Annotated in this window: 16 protein-coding genes; 3 read left to right on the top strand and 13 right to left on the bottom strand. The window is 59.4% G+C overall.

All coding sequences use genetic code 11. The features are described from left to right. Window positions 1–20 precede the first annotated feature (20 nt). From SANT_RS04000 to xerD, 9 genes are all read right to left on the bottom strand, one after another. Window positions 21–878 (bottom strand): transporter substrate-binding domain-containing protein, encoded by an 858-nt coding sequence (locus SANT_RS04000; RefSeq protein WP_025421014.1) that lies wholly within the window; start codon window positions 876–878, stop codon window positions 21–23. A 73-nt stretch (window positions 879–951) separates the two neighbouring features. Then, window positions 952–1,677 carry an ABC transporter permease gene (locus tag SANT_RS03995; protein ID WP_025421013.1) on the bottom strand — a complete coding sequence of 242 codons (726 nt, stop codon included), beginning with the start codon at window positions 1,675–1,677 and terminating at the stop codon, window positions 952–954. Beyond that, window positions 1,677–2,393, bottom strand: a complete 717-nt coding sequence (locus tag SANT_RS03990) for an ABC transporter permease (RefSeq protein WP_025421012.1) — start codon at window positions 2,391–2,393, stop codon at window positions 1,677–1,679. Before SANT_RS03990 ends, SANT_RS03995 begins: the two co-directional genes overlap by 1 nt. A gap of 36 nt (window positions 2,394–2,429) precedes the next feature. Continuing rightward, complete coding sequence (locus SANT_RS03985) at window positions 2,430–3,896, bottom strand: M20 family metallopeptidase (RefSeq protein WP_025421011.1); 1,467 nt, start codon at window positions 3,894–3,896, stop codon at window positions 2,430–2,432. A 796-nt stretch (window positions 3,897–4,692) separates the two neighbouring features. Further along, window positions 4,693–6,213, bottom strand: a complete 1,521-nt coding sequence (gene lysS, locus SANT_RS03980) for a lysine--tRNA ligase (RefSeq protein WP_025421010.1) — start codon at window positions 6,211–6,213, stop codon at window positions 4,693–4,695. A 9-nt stretch (window positions 6,214–6,222) separates the two neighbouring features. After that, window positions 6,223–7,321 (bottom strand): peptide chain release factor 2 gene (gene prfB / locus SANT_RS03975; protein ID WP_148296233.1). Its coding sequence is split into 2 segments (ribosomal slippage): window positions 6,223–7,245 and window positions 7,247–7,321, totalling 1,098 coding nucleotides; the frame shifts between segments, so codons are not numbered across the junction. Window positions 7,322–7,433: 112 nt separating this feature from the next. Continuing rightward, window positions 7,434–9,164 carry a single-stranded-DNA-specific exonuclease RecJ gene (gene recJ / locus SANT_RS03970; RefSeq protein ID WP_420480349.1) on the bottom strand — a complete coding sequence of 577 codons (1,731 nt, stop codon included), beginning with the start codon at window positions 9,162–9,164 and terminating at the stop codon, window positions 7,434–7,436. A gap of 13 nt (window positions 9,165–9,177) precedes the next feature. Further along, entirely contained in the window at window positions 9,178–9,894 is a 717-nt protein-coding gene (gene dsbC, locus SANT_RS03965) for a bifunctional protein-disulfide isomerase/oxidoreductase DsbC (RefSeq protein WP_025421007.1), read from the bottom strand. Window positions 9,895–9,969: 75 nt separating this feature from the next. After that, window positions 9,970–10,869 carry a site-specific tyrosine recombinase XerD gene (xerD, locus tag SANT_RS03960; RefSeq protein WP_025421006.1) on the bottom strand — a complete coding sequence of 300 codons (900 nt, stop codon included), beginning with the start codon at window positions 10,867–10,869 and terminating at the stop codon, window positions 9,970–9,972. Window positions 10,870–10,970: 101 nt separating this feature from the next. On the opposite strand from xerD, the gene fldB reads away from it, so the two are divergent. Then, on the top strand, window positions 10,971–11,489 hold the full coding sequence (gene fldB / locus SANT_RS03955) for a flavodoxin FldB (RefSeq protein WP_025421005.1): 519 nt from the start codon (window positions 10,971–10,973) through the stop codon (window positions 11,487–11,489). A 39-nt stretch (window positions 11,490–11,528) separates the two neighbouring features. Here fldB and SANT_RS03950 read toward each other — a convergent pair whose 3' ends face one another. Beyond that, window positions 11,529–11,936, bottom strand: a complete 408-nt coding sequence (locus tag SANT_RS03950; protein ID WP_025421004.1) for a protein YgfX — start codon at window positions 11,934–11,936, stop codon at window positions 11,529–11,531. Then, window positions 11,917–12,183, bottom strand: coding sequence for an FAD assembly factor SdhE (gene sdhE, locus SANT_RS03945; RefSeq protein WP_025246815.1), 267 nt, complete (start codon window positions 12,181–12,183; stop codon window positions 11,917–11,919). Before sdhE ends, SANT_RS03950 begins: the two co-directional genes overlap by 20 nt. Window positions 12,184–12,395: 212 nt before the next feature. Here sdhE and ygfZ point away from each other — a divergent pair, with 212 nt between their 5' ends. Beyond that, complete coding sequence (ygfZ, locus tag SANT_RS03940) at window positions 12,396–13,382, top strand: tRNA-modifying protein YgfZ (protein WP_025421003.1); 987 nt, start codon at window positions 12,396–12,398, stop codon at window positions 13,380–13,382. Between the two features lie 110 nt (window positions 13,383–13,492). On the opposite strand, the gene trhA is transcribed toward ygfZ, so the two are convergent. Further along, window positions 13,493–14,143 (bottom strand): PAQR family membrane homeostasis protein TrhA, encoded by a 651-nt coding sequence (trhA, locus tag SANT_RS03935; RefSeq protein WP_025421002.1) that lies wholly within the window; start codon window positions 14,141–14,143, stop codon window positions 13,493–13,495. Between the two features lie 209 nt (window positions 14,144–14,352). On the opposite strand from trhA, the gene SANT_RS03930 reads away from it, so the two are divergent. Continuing rightward, on the top strand, window positions 14,353–14,961 hold the full coding sequence (locus tag SANT_RS03930) for an HD domain-containing protein (RefSeq protein WP_025421001.1): 609 nt from the start codon (window positions 14,353–14,355) through the stop codon (window positions 14,959–14,961). 267 nt (window positions 14,962–15,228) lie between these two features. On the opposite strand, the gene gcvP is transcribed toward SANT_RS03930, so the two are convergent. Beyond that, a complete protein-coding gene (gcvP, locus tag SANT_RS03925; RefSeq protein WP_025421000.1) occupies window positions 15,229–18,093 on the bottom strand; it encodes an aminomethyl-transferring glycine dehydrogenase in 2,865 nt (954 codons plus the stop codon). Window positions 18,094–18,160 lie beyond the last annotated feature (67 nt).

Here is an 18,160-nt window from a genome sequence, read left to right as displayed (position 1 = left end):
CGCCCCACGTTACCGCGCGTTTATTGCGGCGTAATATCCTGGCCAAACCACTTCAGACCTAGCGTCTTCAGAGTACCATCCTGCTTGGCCTTCATGATGGCATCGTCAAACATTTTCTTCAGTTCAGGATCGGATTTACGCAGGCCGATAGCCGAACCGCTGCCCAGCAGGCCGCCAATAAATTGCGGCCCTGCCAGGACCATATTGGCGTTGCCGGGTTTTTCCCGCGCGCCATTTAAATAGGTCACGGAGGCGATAACCAGATCTACGCGGCCGGCGGCCAGGTCCAGATCGTGCTCTTCGGTGGTTTTATATTCCCGCACCTTCACCACGCCCTGCAGATATTTATTCAGAAAAGTGGCGGCAATCGAGGCGGTCTGAACACCGATGACCTTATCCTGCAAAGCGGGTTTGATTTTATCCAGCTCCTTTATCGCCCCCGCTTCATCTTTGGTCAGCGAAAAACGCATGCCGGTATCCGGTAATTTGGCCAGCGGACTGTTTTTCAGGGTGGCGAAGGTCTGGCCCGAATTGCTGTAGGGCACCGAAAAATCAATCACCTGCCGACGCTTGTCGGTCGCCGACATCCCGGACATAATCGCGTCGAATTTGCCGGCCTGCAGCGCCGGGATCATGCCAGTAAAGGGCTGGACGACAATCTCACATGTCACCTGCATCGATTTGCAGAGCACCTTATACAAATCAATTTCAAAACCATCAAGCGTGCCATCCGGTTTGGTAAAATTAAACGGTCGGAATGCCCCTTCGGTGCCAATGCGCACCGTGGTCCATTTTTTCCCTTCCGCGGCCTGTGCGCTAACGCTGCCCAACAGCGTCGCCGTCATACACAGCGCGCAAACCATCGTGGATAATTTCATTCTAAGTCTACCTCTGGTGAAAAATGCCAACGGAAATATCGCCGGAGCGATGTTAAATAATGTCTTGCCGACATCAGGAAGCATGCCGCGTATTTTTTACGTAAGAGAGGTTCTGTTGCGGTCGTAAATGCGGCGTCAGCCGGTATTCCAACCATTGCAGCAAACGAGTCAGCACCAGATTAATCGCCAAATACAGCGCCCCCGCCACCAAAAACACTTCGAGCGCGCGGTAGGTTTCAGCGATGATGCCGGCGGCGATGCCGGTTATCTCCATCAGGGTAATGATTGAGGCCAACGAGGTGGATTTAACCATGGAAATCATTTCGTTACCGTAGGCGGGCAGCGCCTGGCGCATCGCCACCGGCAAAATAATGCGGCGGAACACCTTTTGCCGGGTCATACCGCAGGCATAGGCGGCTTCAATGTGTCCCCCCGGCACCGACAGCAGGCCGCCGCGGATAATTTCGCTGGCGTAAGCGGCGGTGCACAGGGTTAGCGAGAGCAGCGCGCACCAGTAGGGCTCACGCAGGATGGGCCAGAGCACGCTTTCGCGCACGGCGGGGAACTGCCCCAGGCCATAATATATGAGAAACATCTGTACCAGCAGCGGCGAGCCGCGAAAGGCGAAGACGTAAAGGCGGGCGATGGTGTCCAGGATCCACACGCCGCTCAGACGCATCAGCGCCAACAGTAGGGCAAGGAAAAATCCCAGCGCCACCGAGCCGATCGCCAGTTCAAGCGTCAACGGGACGCCGGGCAAGAGCTGCATCAGCGTGTCGCGTAAAAATTCAAAATCCATCAGCGTGTCGCACCCCGTGAGTAGTGATGTTCCGCCTTACGCAGGGACCAGCCGGACAGTGCGGAGATAAGCAGATACAACAGCGCGGCGGCGATGTAAAAATCAAACGGCCGGCCGGTGGATCCGGAACCGGTTTGCGCCTGGGTCAGCAGTTCGGCGACGCCGGTCACCGAGATAAGCGCCGATTCCTTTAACACCAGTTGCCAAACGTTTCCCATGGCCGGTAGCGCGAAGCGCAGCGTAAGCGGCGCGATAATGCGTCGCAGCCGGGTCGCGCGCACCATACCGCAGGCCACCGCCGCCTCCAGTTCGCCGGGGGAGATGGCCCGGTAGGCGCCGCGGAAAACTTCGGTTTGCTGGGCGCCGGCGGTGATGCCGACCGCCAGCATACCGGCCAGAAAGCCGGGAAAGGCGATGAAACCATCCGCGTGGAAAAGCCCACCGAGGGCGCTAAGCAGGCTGCTGCCGCCAAAGTAAAACAGATAAATCACCAGCAGGTCGGGAATACCGCGCAGTACCGTGGTATAGATGTCGCCCGCAATACGCAGCGGCGCGTTTCCGGCGATTTTGGCCCAGGCCACCAGCGCGCCGATGACCGCACTGAGCACGAAGCCGCACAGTGAAAGCGCAATGGTCACCGCCATGCCCGACAGCAGCATGGCGCCCCAGCCGTGTTCGCCGAAGCTTACCAATTGCCAAAAGTTGATCGTTTGCATGTCATTGTCCATTAAGCCCGCAGCGGGTGAGGCCCATCAGTCATTGTCGGGGAACGGCGGCGCCACGCCCTCGGGGATCGGGTTAATAAACTCAACGCCATTAAGCCTGGCGCGATGTTCCGCTTTCGCCTGCGCAATTAATTCAGGGTGCTGTAGCAGATCGACGGCGGTGCTGGCCATAATCTTGGCGGCATGGATCATTCCTTTATGGGCCGCGGCGGCTTTGCCCTGCGCCACCAATTGCCAAGAATGCCCCGGCGTGCCGATGGCGTAGGTGGCGCCATAAACCTGCACGGTCGGCACCACCCAGCTCACGCTACCCACATCGGTGGAGCCAACCATGTCGCTATAGGGACGGCGCAGCGGCAAGACGAAATCGCACAGCGGTCGGTGATAATCCACCGGCAGGCCATAGCGGTCATAGGCGCTTTTCAGATCGTCCTGACTGAGGGTCTGCTGGAAACGCGCGGCATAATCGCGCTCCGCTTCAGAGAAAGGCGGCGGTCCCAACAATTCCAGGTGCGCCTGCATGCGCTCTTCCAGCAGGCTATTGCCGATAAGATTCGCATCGCCGCTCAGCACCTGGCTGGTAACGGTGGTTTCGCTCATCAGCGCCGCGCCGGCGGCAATGTTGTCGACTCGCTTGACCAATTGCTGCAACGCCGGCAGTTCGCGCGCGCGGATCAAATAGCGTACCGTTGCCCGCGCCTGCACGACATTGGGCGAATGACCGCCGGTATCGGTAACCGCATAATGGATACGCGCCGAGCTGGGCATATGCTCGCGCATATAATTGACGCCGACGTTCATCAGTTCGACCGCATCCAGCGCGCTGCGGCCCAGGTGCGGGCTGGCGGAGGCATGGGCGGCCCGACCGCTGAAGTGGTAGTTAATTTCATTACAGGCCAGGGAATTCGCTTCTATTACCCCGCTGAAGGCGTTGGGGTGCCAACTGATGGCGATGTCCACATCATCGAACACCCCCGCGCGCACCATAAATCCTTTGGCGGAGCCGCCCTCTTCCGCCGGACAGCCGTAGAATCGCACCCGCCCCGGCAGATTCCGGGCGGCTAGAAAGTCTTTGACCGCGCTGGCGGCCTGTAACGCCGCACTGCCCAGCAAATGATGGCCGCAGCCGTGACCGTTGCCGCCCGCTGTCACCGGCCGGGGTTCCGCCACATCCGCCTGCTGGCTGAGCCCCGGTAGCGCATCATACTCACCCAATATTGCAATGACCGGGCCGCCCTCACCGGCTTCCCCGACCATGGCGGTAGGGATACCCGCAATACCGCGTTCGATACGGAACCCCTGCTGTTCCAGCATTGCCGCGATCTGCGCCGACGATTGCACCTCGGCGTAATTCAGTTCGGGTGTGGCCCAGATGCTGTCGCTTAGCGCGCAAAATTGCGCGCGGCTGGCTTCGATGAGCGACCAGATTTCTTCCAGCGTGCGGCTGTCCGGCTGTGCGGTTGATGGGGTAGATACCGGGGTGCTGGCGTCCATACTCATTACCTGGTGACCTCTGAAACAAATGAAGGGAAATTGTTGTAACAACTAGCAAGATGCAGGCCAAACATACCGGCTGCGGCAAGCGCGCGCTCAGGGGATCTCACGCAGCGAGTAACGGTAAACCGTCATCAGAATGAACCAAAATAGTGCAAAGCAATAATAATTAGCACAATAATGGTGCGTGCCATAAGATCATCAGCGTTCGTCGTGACAAAGGGGACGTAAAGTTAAACGGGGGAAAAAACAAGAGGGGGCCCGGCGGCGGCGCAGACGCGTGACCTGCCGCTCTGGTGGTTATCACCGCGGTGAGAACGCCCTTGAACGGCCGTCGGCCGCGGTAAAGAGTATCACCCACTGCGGCGTTGACCACCCTAGCTGCCAAAGGACATCGCCGCGGACGGCACTGACGACCCTCGCACCCAGGGGCATTGCCGCGGGTGGCGCTGGCGACCCTCGCACCCAGGGGCATCGCTGCGGGTGGCGCTGACGACCCTAGCTGCCAAAGGGGATTGCCGCGAGTGGCGCTGACGACCCTCGCACCCAGGGGCATCGCCGCGGGTGGCGCTGACGCCCCTCGCACCGGGGGCATTGCCGCGGGTGGCGTTGACGGCTAAAGCGAACGCCAGCGGACGGGCGTTAGCGACAGCATGTTAGCGCGCACCATCGCAAGCCCTGACCGGCAGCCATCGGCCCTGGCGCGTCGCAAGCACCATCATGCGGCGTGATGGCCCGCAATGGTGCAACGGACGCGCCAGGACGGCGGGCGCATATTAGCCCGCCGTTTCCGGGACTATTTTTGCGGACGCAGCGCCGGGAACAGGATCACATCGCGAATGGTGTGACTGTTGGTCAGCAGCATCATCAGGCGATCGATACCAATTCCCAGACCCGCGGTCGGCGGCAGGCCGTGTTCCAAGGCGGTGACATAGTCTTCATCATAGAACATGGCTTCATCATCGCCGGCGTCTTTAGCCTGAACCTGCTCGGCAAAGCGCGCGGCCTGATCTTCGGCATCGTTAAGCTCCGAAAAGCCGTTACCAATTTCACGCCCGCCGATAAAGAATTCAAAACGATCGGTGAAGAACGGATTTTCATCATTGCGGCGCGCCAGCGGCGAAACTTCCGCCGGGTAGGCGGTAATGAACGTCGGCTGGATCAGATGGCTTTCCGCCGTCTCTTCAAAAATTTCGGTCTGCACCCGACCCAGGCCCCAGCCTTTGTCTACCTTAATGCCCAACGACTCGGCAATGGCGGTCGCGGAGGCCATATCGTCCAGCGCTTCTGGCCGGGTTTCCGGGCGATAATGGCAAATGGCCTCTTTCATGGTCATCTGGGTAAACGGCTTGCCGAAATCAAAGGTCTGGTCGCCATATTGCACCACGCTGCTGCCCAATACCCGCTGGGTCAGGGTGCGGAACAAATCCTCCACCAGCACAATCAGGTCGCGGTAATCCGCGTAGGCCATATAGAGTTCCATCATGGTAAACTCTGGATTATGGCGCGGCGACAGTCCTTCGTTGCGGAAGTTGCGGTTGATTTCAAATACCCGCTCAAAACCGCCCACCACCAGCCGCTTGAGATAAAGCTCGGGCGCGATGCGCAGATACATGTCGATATCCAGCGCATTATGGTGGGTAATAAACGGACGCGCCGCGGCGCCGCCGGGGATGGTCTGCATCATCGGCGTTTCCACTTCCATAAAGTCGTGGTCCAGCATAAATCGACGAATTTCCGCCATGATGCGCGAACGAACCTTGAAGGTTTGGCGCGATTCGTCATTGGCGATCAAGTCGAGATAACGCTGGCGATAGCGGGTTTCCTGATCGGCCAGACCGTGAAACTTATCCGGCAGCGGGCGCATCGCCTTGGTCAGCAGACGAATTTCGCTACAGTGAATAGACAGCTCGCCGGTGCGGGTTTTGAATAATTTGCCGCGCGCGCCGAGAATGTCTCCGAGGTCCCATTTTTTGAACTGCTCGTTGTACTGGCCTTCGGGGAGATCGTCGCGGGCGACGTACAGCTGGATTTTCCCCCCCACGTCCTGCAGGGTGGCAAAGGAGGCTTTGCCCATGATGCGGCGGGTCATCATGCGCCCGGCGATGCTGACTTCGATATTTAACGCTTCCAGCTCTTCGTTACTTTTCTCGCCATAGCGGGCGTGCAGCTGGTCGGAAACCGCGTCCCGGCGGAAATCGTTGGGAAAAGCGATGCCCTGCTGGCGCAATTGGCTAAGCTTTTCCCGCCGCGAACGCAGCTCGTTATTGAGATCCAGCGCCTGAGGGGCACCGTCCTGTGAGTGTGATTCAGACATATGGGTTCCTCATAGCCCTGCTTTAAGACTGGCTTCGATAAATTTGTCCAGATCGCCATCCAGCACCGACTGGGTATTACGGGTTTCCACGCCGGTACGCAGATCCTTAATGCGGGAATCGTCCAGCACATAGGAGCGAATCTGGCTGCCCCAGCCGATATCGGACTTGGTATCTTCCAGCGCCTGCTTTTCGGCGTTCTTTTTCTGCAGCTCGAATTCATACAGCTTGGCTTTCAGCTGTTTCATCGCCTGATCTTTATTTTTATGCTGCGAGCGGTCGTTCTGGCACTGGGTGACGATATTGGTCGGCAAGTGGGTAATACGCACCGCGGATTCGGTCCGGTTAACGTGCTGGCCGCCGGCGCCGGAGGCGCGGTAAACATCGATCCGCAGATCCGCCGGGTTAATCTCGATATCGATATCATCGTCCACTTCCGGATAAACAAAAGCGGAGCTGAATGAGGTGTGCCGCCGGCCGCCGGAGTCGAACGGGCTCTTGCGCACCAGGCGGTGCACGCCGGTTTCGGTACGAAGCCAGCCATAGGCGTAGTCACCGATGACTTTGACGGTCACCGATTTGATGCCGGCCACTTCCCCTTCCGACTCTTCGATAATTTCGGTTTTGAAACCGCGCGATTCCGCCCAGCGCAAATACATTCTGAGCAACATGCTGGCCCAATCCTGCGCTTCGGTGCCGCCGGAACCGGCCTGGATATCCACATAGCAATCGGCGCTGTCGTACTCGCCGGAAAACATGCGACGGAATTCCAGCTGGCCCAGTTTGGCCTCCAGACCATCCAGTTCGCTTTGGGTTTCGAGGAAGGTCTCTTCGTCGTCCTCTTCCACCGCCAGCTCCAACAGGCCGGAGACGTCCTCCACACCCTGGGTTAGCTTGTCGATAGTTTCAACGATAGCCTCCAGCGACGAGCGCTCTTTACCCAACGCCTGCGCGCGTTCGGGCTCATTCCAGACGTCCGGCTGTTCGAGCTCGGCGTTTACTTCTTCGAGGCGTTCTTTCTTGAGATCGTAGTCAAAGATACCCCCTCAGAACGGCTGTCCTTTCCGACAGGTCCTGAATACGGTTTTTTACCGGATTTATTTCAAACATGGATTAATGTGCTCATTGACGAGAAGGAATGCGTGTTAACCCGCTATTGTAACGGATCAGCGCCCCGGGCGGTAGTAGCCGTCGCCATCGTATTGGCAACGGCGGCGGTCCATTACAGCGGCCAAATATGCTGAATTAATAGCTGTAGGCTGCGATTGCCGCGAAACTCGTTAACCTCCAGCTTGTAGGCCAATTCGACGGTATGCACGCTATTGTCCGGCCACAGGCGCGGGTCAATATTGAACGCGATGCCATCCAGCATTGGGCCGCCGGCCAGCGGTTCTAGCAGCAGCTTCAGATGTTTCTCCCCCACCAGCCGCTGATTTAGCACGCGAAACCGCCCGTCAAACAGCGGATCGGGAAACGCCTGTCCCCAGGGGCCGCCGTCGCGCAGCAGCTCGGCGGTGGTCAGCGACAGCTCCGGGCCGGCCAGCTCGCCGTCCGACCAAATCACGCCTTCGAGCATCGCGGGATCGAGCCACTCATCGACCAGTTCAGCGAAACGCTGGCGGAATCGGTCAAATTGCGTCTGCTCCAGCGTCAAACCGGCCGCCATAGCATGGCCGCCAAATTTCAGCATTAAACCGGGATGTAATGTGTCCAGCCGTTCGAGCAGATCGCGCATATGCAAGCCGGCCACCGATCGCCCGGAGCCTTTCAATACGCCATCCCCAGCGGGCGCAAAGGCGATAACCGGCCGGTGAAAACGCTCTTTTATCCGCGACGCCAGAATGCCCACCACCCCCTGATGCCACTGCGCGTGATAGATAGCCAGACCAAAGGGCATCGGCTGCTCGTCGCGCGCCATCGCCTGGCACAGCGCCAACGCTTCGGCTTCCATACCCTGTTCGATTTCACGCCGGGTTTGATTGAGAGCATCCAGCTCCGCCGCCAGCATGCGCGCCTGCGACAGATCGTCCGTCAACAGCAGCGCAACCCCGACCGACATATCGTCCAGCCGGCCGGCGGCGTTCAGCCGCGGACCCAGCGCAAAGCCCAGATCGCTGGCGCACAGCCGAACGAGGTCGCGGTTAGCCACCTCCGCCAGCGCGCGGATGCCGGGACGGCAGCGGCCGGCGCGGATGCGGCTTAACCCCTGATGCACCAGAATACGATTATTGGCGTCCAGCGGCACTACGTCCGCCACGGTGCCTAGCGCGACCAAATCCAGCAGCTCGGCCAGTTTGGGGGCCGCAATGCCCTGCTGCGTAAACCAGCCGCTGTCGTTAAGGCGCGCGCGCAGCGCCAGCATCAGATAAAACGCCACGCCGACGCCCGCCAGAGATTTCGAGGCGAAGGCGCAGCCGCGTAAATTGGGATTAACGATGGCATCGGCGGCCGGCAGGGTATCACCTGGGAGATGATGATCGGTTATGAGCACCGGGATGCCTTTCTCATGCGCCAGGGTGACGCCGGCATGGGAAGAGATGCCATTGTCCACCGTCACGATAACCTGCGCGCCGCGCGCCGCCGCCTGCTCCACCACCTCGGGGCTGAGGCCGTAGCCGTCATCAAAGCGATTCGGCACCAGAAATTCTATCGTCTGCGCGCCCATTTGCCGCAGCGCCAGCACGGTAAGCGCGGTACTGGTCGCGCCGTCGGCGTCGAAATCGCCGACCACCATTAATCTGCGCTGATCCGCCAGGGCGCCGACCAGCAAATCCACCGCCTGCTCGACACCGGTCAGTGAATGATAGGCCAGCAACCCACGCGCGCCCCGTTCCAGCTCATCGACCGCGCAAACGCCGCGTTGCACGTACAAACGTTTCAGCAGCGGCGGGATATCCGCCTCCGCCAGCAAAGCGATATCGCCCAGCGGACGCCGGCGTAGTTCCGTTGTCATGTTCACTGCCGTATTAACCGCCTGATGCCTGGCCAGTTCCTTGCTGATCCAAGATGGCGGCCAGCTCTTTCGGACTTTGATAACCGGGGATCAGGGTACCGTTATCGAGCAGCAGCGCCGGCGTGCCCTGAATACCGTACTGGACGCCAAGCGTATAATGTTTACTGATATCGATATCGCAGGTGGCGGGTTGAACGTTGCCGCCGTTCATCGCCTGGGTGAAGGCGTCTTTGGGATTAGCGCTGCACCATACCGACGCCATATCCCGTTCCGTCTGGGAATTCAGACCCTGGCGCGGAAACGCCAAATAGCGGATGGTTATCCCCAGCGCATTATAGTCTTTGATCTGTTCGTGCAGCTTGTGGCAATAGCCGCAGGTGATGTCGGTGAACACGGTTACCACATGTTTTTCCTGCGGCGCTTTGAAGATGATCATCTCTTTTTGCAGGGCATTCAATCGCTTGCCGAGGAGCTGATTTGTGACATTGACGGGGTGATCGCTACCGACGTCATACAGCGGACCCTGGATGACGTGGCGACCGTCATCGGAAACATACAACACGCCGCTTTCGGTCAATACGGTTTTCAGTCCGGCAACCGGCGACGGCTGAATATCGGCGCTGTGAATGCCGAGGCGCGAGAGCGAATGCTTAATGGCCGCATCGTCAGCGTGGGCCAGGGGCACCAGGGCCAGCGCCATAACAGAAAACAGTACCAGGCTTTTGTTCACAGTTTAATCCTTATCTAAACACCCGGGTCGGGGCCGGCGCATTCATACGCCTGAAATTCGTTTCAATTCCACCGCTCAGGCGCGGGGATGATGCTGCTGATGGATAATCTTCAGCCGCTCGGTGGCGACATGGGTGTAGATCTGCGTCGTCGAAAGATCGCTATGTCCCAGCAGCAACTGCACCACGCGCAAATCCGCCCCGTGGTTCAGTAAATGGGTCGCAAAGGCGTGCCGCAAAACATGGGGGGAGAGCCGCTCGCTGTCAATGCCCGCCAGGATGGCATAATGTTTGATGCGATGCCAGAACGTCTGGCGGGTCATTTTGCGGCTGCGGTTGCTGGGGAACAAAATGTCCAGACTTTGACCATGGGTCAGCGCCGGACGGCCATGTTCCAGATAATACTCAATCCAGTATACCGCCTCTTCCCCCAATGGTACCAGCCGCTCCTTATCCCCTTTACCAATCACCCGCACCACGCCCTGTCGCAGACTCACGTCCGACAGAGTCAACCCCACCAGCTCGGACACCCGCAAACCGGTGGCATAGAGCACCTCCAGCATGGCCTTATCGCGGAGCTCGACGGGATCGGCAATGGTCGGCGCCGCCAGTAAATCGCCGACCTGCGCCTCGCTGAGATCCTTAGGCAAGCGCTGCGGCAATTTGGGCGCCGAAATACCGGCGCTGGGATCGTCGGTGCGCAGCTTTTCCCGGTACAGATACTGAAAAAACCGGCGCGTGGCGCTAAGTAGCCTGGCGGAGCTGGTGGCCTTATAGCCATGATCGAGGCGATCGGCAAGAAAGGCCTGCAAATCCACCGCGCTCGCGCTTAGGCAGTCGCGCTGCTGACGCCGTAGCCAGGCCGCCAGCGCCTGCAGGTCGAGACGATAGGAGGCCAGCGTGTTTTCCGCCAGATTGCGTTCCAGCCATAGGGCATCAAGAAACTGCTCAATAATGACGTCATCCGGTTGTTCCATATCTGACTCCTGTATGGGGCGGCAGACGACATTATGCCTGACATACCGTCAAATCTGGTACACTTGACGCCATTAGGTTGTTTGCAAGAGTAACATGAGAGATGAAAGTCGGTTTATTTTATGGCTCCAGCACCTGCTATACCGAGATGGCCGCCGAGAAAATCCGCGATATTCTCGGAGCGGAGCTGGTAGATCTGCATAACCTAAAAGATGTCCCGGTGCAGCGCATGGCGGACTATACTGTCTTGATTCTTGGCATCCCCACCTGGGACTTCGGCGAGATCCAGGAAGACTGGGAGGCCGTCTGGCCGCAGCTCTCAACCCTCGACCTGCGCGGTAAAATTATCGCGCTCTACGGTATGGGGGATCAATTGGGTTACGGCGAATGGTTTTTGGATGCGCTGGGCTACCTTCACGATGTTCTGCAACCGCTGGGCGCCAGCTTCATCGGCTACTGGCCCACCGACGGCTACGAGTTCACCAGCCAGAAAGCCGTCACCCCCGACGGCAACCATTTTGTCGGCCTGGCGCTGGATGAAGTGAATCAATACGATTTGAGCGAACAGCGGCTGCAACAGTGGTGTGAGCAGATCCTGACAGAAATGGCGGCGCTGCTGTAACCCCGCGACAGCGGAGGGTTTGCCGCCCCCGCCTCCACGCTAAAACCCGGTCTGTCGCGCCAGCAGCTGGCGCAGGTGGCGGAATTCCCGGCCGTCCATGCTGTCCGCCGCCAGCCACAGACGCCGGCGCCGCGTGCCGCCGGCTTTACGCAGGCTGAGCAATACGCCGCCCTTGAGCATCCAGGCTTTGCGGGTAAAGGTCCACTCCTCGCGATGCCATTGAATACTGCTGTCGCTCATCAGCACCAGCTCGCCACGGCAGGACATGATATTGCGCTGGCTGCGGATGCACTCAAACACCACTACCAGCACTAACGTCAACCACACCAGCCCGTAATTCTCCGGCCAGGGAGAAAGCAGAATCAGCATTATCAGGATCCCGTAAAACGCCAGCGAGCAAAGCTGAGTGCGCCAAGAGACCCGAATATCACATCGCCAAAGGGCCACGGGCTTTGTTTCGCGTTTGTATCATTGAGATAATTTGCTGCAATTCGCGATCGTCAGGCTGGCCGTGATTCATCAACCAGTTAAACAGATCGGGATCGTCACACTCCAGCAGCCGGACAAAGCGCCGCTTGTCCTGGTCATCCAGAGCGTCAAAATCCTGTTCAAAGAACGGCATAATGGCGATATCCAGCTCGCGCATGCCGCGTCGGCAGGCCCAATGGATCCGCGCTTTATTGGTGATATCCATGTTTTACTTTACCCTCATAAACCCTACGTACTGCGGCTAGTTTACCCCGTTTTGTCCTGCCACATGAGATAAAACGACACATTTCGACATGTTCTGCGCGCTTTATTCCGCACCGGGCACGTATCGCCAAAAACCTAAGGCAAGATCCGCTTGCAAACCCCAGGCGGTCTTTTACCATTAGGCTATTGTCAGACTACTGATAGGACCGTTCCATGTCATCTCAAGTTCCTTTCCCTCCGCGTTTGCCGTCGCCCTCCAGCCATCTGCCGCTGACGCTCATTTCACTGGAGGATTGGGCGCTGATCACCCTTAATGGGCCGGACAGCGTTAAATATTTACAGGGCCAGCTGACCTGCGATGTGGCCTCGTTGGAGGCCGATCGCTTCAGCTTTGCCGCCCATTGCGATGCCAAGGGCAAAATGTTCAGCCACCTGTGCGTCTTTCATCACCAGGAGGGCATGGCCTTAATCGAACGGCGCAGCGTGCGCGATAGCCAGCTCGCGGAATTAAAAAAGTATGCCGTTTTTTCCAAAACCACCATTGCCGCCGATGACGAGGCGGTATTACTCGGCGTAGCGGGTTTTCAAGCGCAGGCGGCGCTTGGCGGGCTTTTCGCTAGCATCCCCGATGCGGCGCATCCGGTGGCGCATCACCAGGACACAACGCTGCTCTTTTTCAATTTGCCGGCGCCGCGCTTTCTGCTTATCACCACGCCGGCGGTGCGCGACGCGCTGCAACACAAGCTGGAGGGACAGGCCCAGCTAAACGACAGTCGGCAATGGCTGGCGCTGGATATCGAGGCAGGCTATCCGGTTATCGACAGCGCCAACGGCGCGCAGTTCATCCCGCAGGCGGCCAACGTCCAGGCGTTGGACGGCATTAGCTTTAATAAAGGCTGCTATGCCGGGCAGGAAATGGTGGCGCGCGCCAAATATCGCGGCGCCAATAAGCGCGCCCTGTACTGGCTGGCGGGCAAAGCCGGCCATCTTCCCGTCGCCGGCGACGATTTGGAACTCAAACTGGGCGACAATTGGCGGCGAACCGGTACGGTGCTGGCGGCCTGCCAGCTGGAAGATAGCAGCGTCTGGATACAGGCGGTGCTGAATAACGATCTGCCGCCTGACAGCCAGCTACGGGTACGCGACGACGCCGCTGGCGCGTTGGCCGTGCGTCCGCTGCCGTACGTTATCGGCGAGTGAGCTGCCGCGCGCCGCTGAGGCGCCCGACCGGGGAAAGCGGCTCCGGTAACCTGCGCGGCGGGTGAACAGATATGGCCGGCAACGGGCTGCCGGCCGGAAAACGCGGCGGGTCAGGCAACAAACAAATAGATGGCCAGAAAGTGACAAACGGTTCCTCCCAACACAAAGCCATGCCATATCGCATGGTTAAACGGTATCCGATCCCAGACGTAAAATACCACGCCCAGCGAGTAAACCACGCCTCCCGCCGCCAGTAACGCCACCCCACCCGCGGGTAAACGTTGCACCAGCTGATAAATGACCACCAGCGATAACCAGCCCATGGTTAAATACGTGATGATGGAGATAGCGCGAAAGCGATGCGCAAACACCAGTTTGAACAGGACGCCCACCGCCGCCATCACCCAGATGACCACCATCAGCCATTTGGCCAGCGGCGAGGCCAGGCCTATCAATAAAAACGGCGTATAGGTGCCGGCGATCAACAGGTAAATCGCGCAGTGGTCGACCTTCTTCAGCCAGCGTTTTGCCGGTGGATGGGGGATGGCGTGGTAAAGCGTCGAAGCCAGATACAGCAGGATCATACTGCCGCCGTAAAGGCTGTAGCTGGTCACCGCGAGCGCGGTGGCTCCGGCTTCGCCGGCCTGATTAAGCATGAGAACCAGACCGACAATACCAAAGATTACCCCCACGCCGTGACTGACGCTATTGGCTATCTCTTCCGCCAAGGAGTAGCTTTTGGCTAATGGTTTGTTTCTCATAAATTATCTTACCTCCGCTTGATGATGCGTTCGTCCGTGCGCGCGCAGTGTATAGGGTAATCGACAGTCTATTCGGTGTACATGTGTACGCTGAAATAAACCGTGAGAAATTGTAAAGGCGCGCCGTCCAGGGCGCGGCTATTCCGGTCGAATTCACGGGTGATTTGGCCTACACTAGGCCGCTCAATTGGATTATGCCGGGGATTCTGATGGCTGCAACACCACCCGCGCTGGCTTTCGGCGAACTGACCGAAGTCGTCGCTTTCTTAATCGAAATTGATAAGCTTAAAAGCATACAACGCCGCACCAAAGTACTTGGTACCCAACGACAGGAGAACACCGCGGAGCACAGTTGGCACTTTGCGGTCGCGGTGATGGCCCTGGCCCCCTATGCCGACGACGGCGTCGATATCACTCGCGTGACGCAGATGGCGCTGGTTCACGACATCGTCGAAATCGACGCCGGCGACGTGCTGGTTTACGATCTCGCGGGCCGCGAGGCGGTTCACGCGATGGAAGCAAAGGCGGCACAGCGGCTGTTCGGGCTGCTGCCGACGCCGCAGCGTCGCCAGTTTCATGAATTGTGGCTGGAGTATGAGGCGGGCGAAACCCCTAGCGCCCGTTTCGCCCTGATGATCGATAGGCTCATGCCGGTGCTGATGAACCTGCACAACCAGGGGCAGAGCTGGGTCGAGAACGGCATTACCCTCGAACAGGTGCTGACGCGCAACGCGTTTATCGCCGACGTCTATCCGGCGCTGTGGACGCATCTCAGCCGGCACCTGCAGCAGGCGCAGCAGCAAGGCTGGCTAAAATAACGCAGCGACCGACGACATCCTCGCCGGGACACTGTTTATCGGCGGCATACCGACCGCAGGGCGCCGCTTGACGGTGTTTCCGGCGGACCTGGACGGTGCGGCCACGGGCGTAACGTTAGACCCAGCATGCCGGCAGGTTTGCGCACCGCCAGAGCGCCGCTTGACGGTGTTTACGGCGGGCCTAAACGGTGCGGCCACAGGCGTAACGTTAATCGCACTATGCCGGCAGGTTTGCGCGCGGCGCCCGTCGGCGCCTAGCCGTGACGCTTAGGCATAATCGCCGATGGGCACGCAGGAGCAAAACAGATTGCGGTCGCCATAAACATCGTCCAACCGCTTCACCGCCGGCCAGTATTTATCGCCATATCCGGCCGGGAACGCCGCAACCTGCCGATCGTACGGATGGCGCCACTCGCCGGCCAGCTCACGCTGGGTATGGGGCGCGTTCACCAGCGGGTTATCGTCCGCCGGCCAGATGCCGTCCGCCACCTGCTGGATTTCGGCGCGGATGGCCAGCATCGCCTCAATGAAGCGATCGAGCTCCAGCTGGCTTTCCGACTCGGTGGGCTCGACCATCAGCGTACCGGCCACCGGGAAAGACATGGTAGGAGCGTGGAAACCATAGTCGATCAGGCGTTTGGCGATATCCATTTCGCTGATGCCGGTGGCCTCTTTCAGCGGTCGAAGATCCAGGATACATTCGTGGGCCACGCGGCCGTCGCGTCCGGTATACAGCACCGGATAAGCCTGCTGCAACCGGCTGGCGATATAATTGGCGTTCAGAATCGCCACCTGGCTGGCCTGTTTTAATCCTTCCGCGCCCATCATACGGATATACATCCAACTGATGGGCAAGATCGATGCGCTGCCGAACGGCGCGGCGCTGACGGCACCCTGGCGGGTTAAAACGCCGTCCAGTTCCACCACCGAATGACCGGGGACGAACGGAGCCAGATGCGCCTTCACACCGATGGGGCCCATGCCCGGGCCGCCGCCGCCGTGGGGAATGCAGAAGGTTTTATGTAAATTGAGATGCGATACATCGGCGCCGATATAGCCCGGCGACGTGATCCCCACCTGCGCATTCATGTTGGCGCCGTCCAGATAGACCTGCCCGCCGTACTGATGGACAATCTGGCACACTTCACGGATGGTTTCTTCATAGACGCCGTGGGTCGAGGGATAGGTCACCATAATGCAAGACAGTTGCTCGCCTGCCTGCTCGGCCTTGGCGCGCAGATCGTGCAAATCAATGTTGCCATTCTTATCGCAGGCCACCACGGTGACCGACATGCCGGCCATCTGCGCCGACGCCGGGTTGGTACCGTGGGCCGAGCTCGGAATAAGACAAATATGGCGCTCGCCTTGATTACGGCTCTCATGATAACGACGAATCGCCAGCAGGCCGGCATATTCGCCCTGGGCGCCGGAGTTCGGCTGCATGCACAGGGCGTCGTAGCCGGTCAGTTGGATAAGCCAGCGCGACAGTTGGGCGATCATCTGCTGGTAGCCCGCCGCCTGCTCCGGGGGGCAGAACGGATGCAGCTCGGCGAATTCCGGCCAGGTGATAGGGATCATTTCGGCGGCGGCGTTAAGCTTCATCGTGCAGGATCCGAGCGGGATCATCGCCTGGTTCAGCGCCAGATCCTTGCGCTCCAGCCGGTGCATATAGCGCATCATTTCCGTTTCGCTATGGTAGCGGTTAAACACCTCGTGGGTCAGGATTGGCGTAGTGCGCAGCAGCTCCTGCGGGATCACGTCGCCGCAGCCGGCGTCTAGCGCATCGATTGCCAGAGTGCCCGTGGCGCCCGTCAACACCTGCCAGAGGGTTTGCACATCTTCACGCACGGTTGTTTCGTCAAGGGTGATGCCCACCGCGCCGTGGATGTCGCTGCGCAAATTGATGCCGGCGGCATCGGCGCGCGCCAGCACGCCCGCTTTATCGGCCACCTCGACGGTCAGGGTATCGAACCAGCAATCGTGCCTGAGCGTCAGGCCGGCGTCGCGCAGCCCCTGCGCCAGAATCTTTGTCAGCCGGTGAATACGCCCCGCGATGCGTTGCAGCCCCTGCGGACCGTGATAGACCGCATACAGGCCGGCGATATTGGCCAACAATACTTGTGAAGTACAAATGTTCGAGTTCGCTTTCTCGCGGCGAATATGCTGCTCGCGCGTCTGCATCGCCATGCGCAGTGCGATATCGCCGGCGGCGTCGCGGGAAACACCGATAATCCGCCCCGGCATGGCGCGCTTCATCTCATCGCGGGCGGCGAAAAACGCCGCGTGCGGGCCGCCGTATCCCATCGGCACGCCGAAACGCTGCGACGAACCGAATACCACATCGGCCCCCTGCGCGCCGGGCGCGGCCAGCAGCACCAGTGAGAGCATATCCGCCGCCACGCAGCTGATGATTTTGCGGCTGTTGAGCTCGGCAATGAGCGCGCGGTAGTCATGCAGCTCGCCGGTGGTGCCCACCTGCTGTAACAACACGCCGAAGAGATCGGGATGCTCCAGCGCCGCCTCTGCCTTATCGATCACCAGCTCAAAGCCGAAGGTGCCGGCGCGGGTGCGCACGACATCCAGGGTTTGCGGATGCACATCGTCGGCGACGAAAAAGCGGTTGGCCTGTTTCAACTTGCTGGCGCGCTTGGCAAGCGCCATGGCTTCGGCCGCCGCAGTCGCTTCATCCAGCAGCGAGGCGGAAGCGATGTCCAGACCCGTCAGATCCAGCGTCAACTGTTGAAAATTGAGCAGCGCTTCAAGCCGGCCCTGGGATACCTCGGGCTGATAGGGGGTGTAGGCGGTGTACCAGCCCGGGTTTTCCAGCATATTGCGCAGAATAACGGGCGGCGTTACCACCGCGCTATAGCCCATGCCGATAAAGGATTTGTAGCGCTGGTTCTGACTGGCGATAGCCTTTAGCTCGGCCAGCGCCTGCGCTTCCGTCGCCGGCTCGCCCACGGCGGGCGCCGCGGCAAGCTGAATGTCCGCCGGCACGATTTGGGCAATAAGCCCCGCCAGGGAATCGCTGCCCACGGCGGCAAGCATAGCTGCCTGTTGCGGCGCGGAAGGGCCGATATGACGGGCTATGAAGGCGTCATGATGTTCAAGCTGGCTGAGAGTCTGGGTCATGGACAACAATTCCTGCATCGGGCATGGGACCGGAAAAGGGTAATCGCAAAAGGCGCCCCGGCGGTCG

It is taken from the genome of Sodalis praecaptivus (assembly GCF_000517425.1).
Taxonomy (GTDB): Bacteria; Pseudomonadota; Gammaproteobacteria; order Enterobacterales; family Enterobacteriaceae; genus Sodalis_A; species Sodalis_A praecaptivus.
The sequence above is the reverse complement of the archived record's forward strand: the minus strand, read 5'-3'. Positions and strand labels throughout refer to the sequence as shown.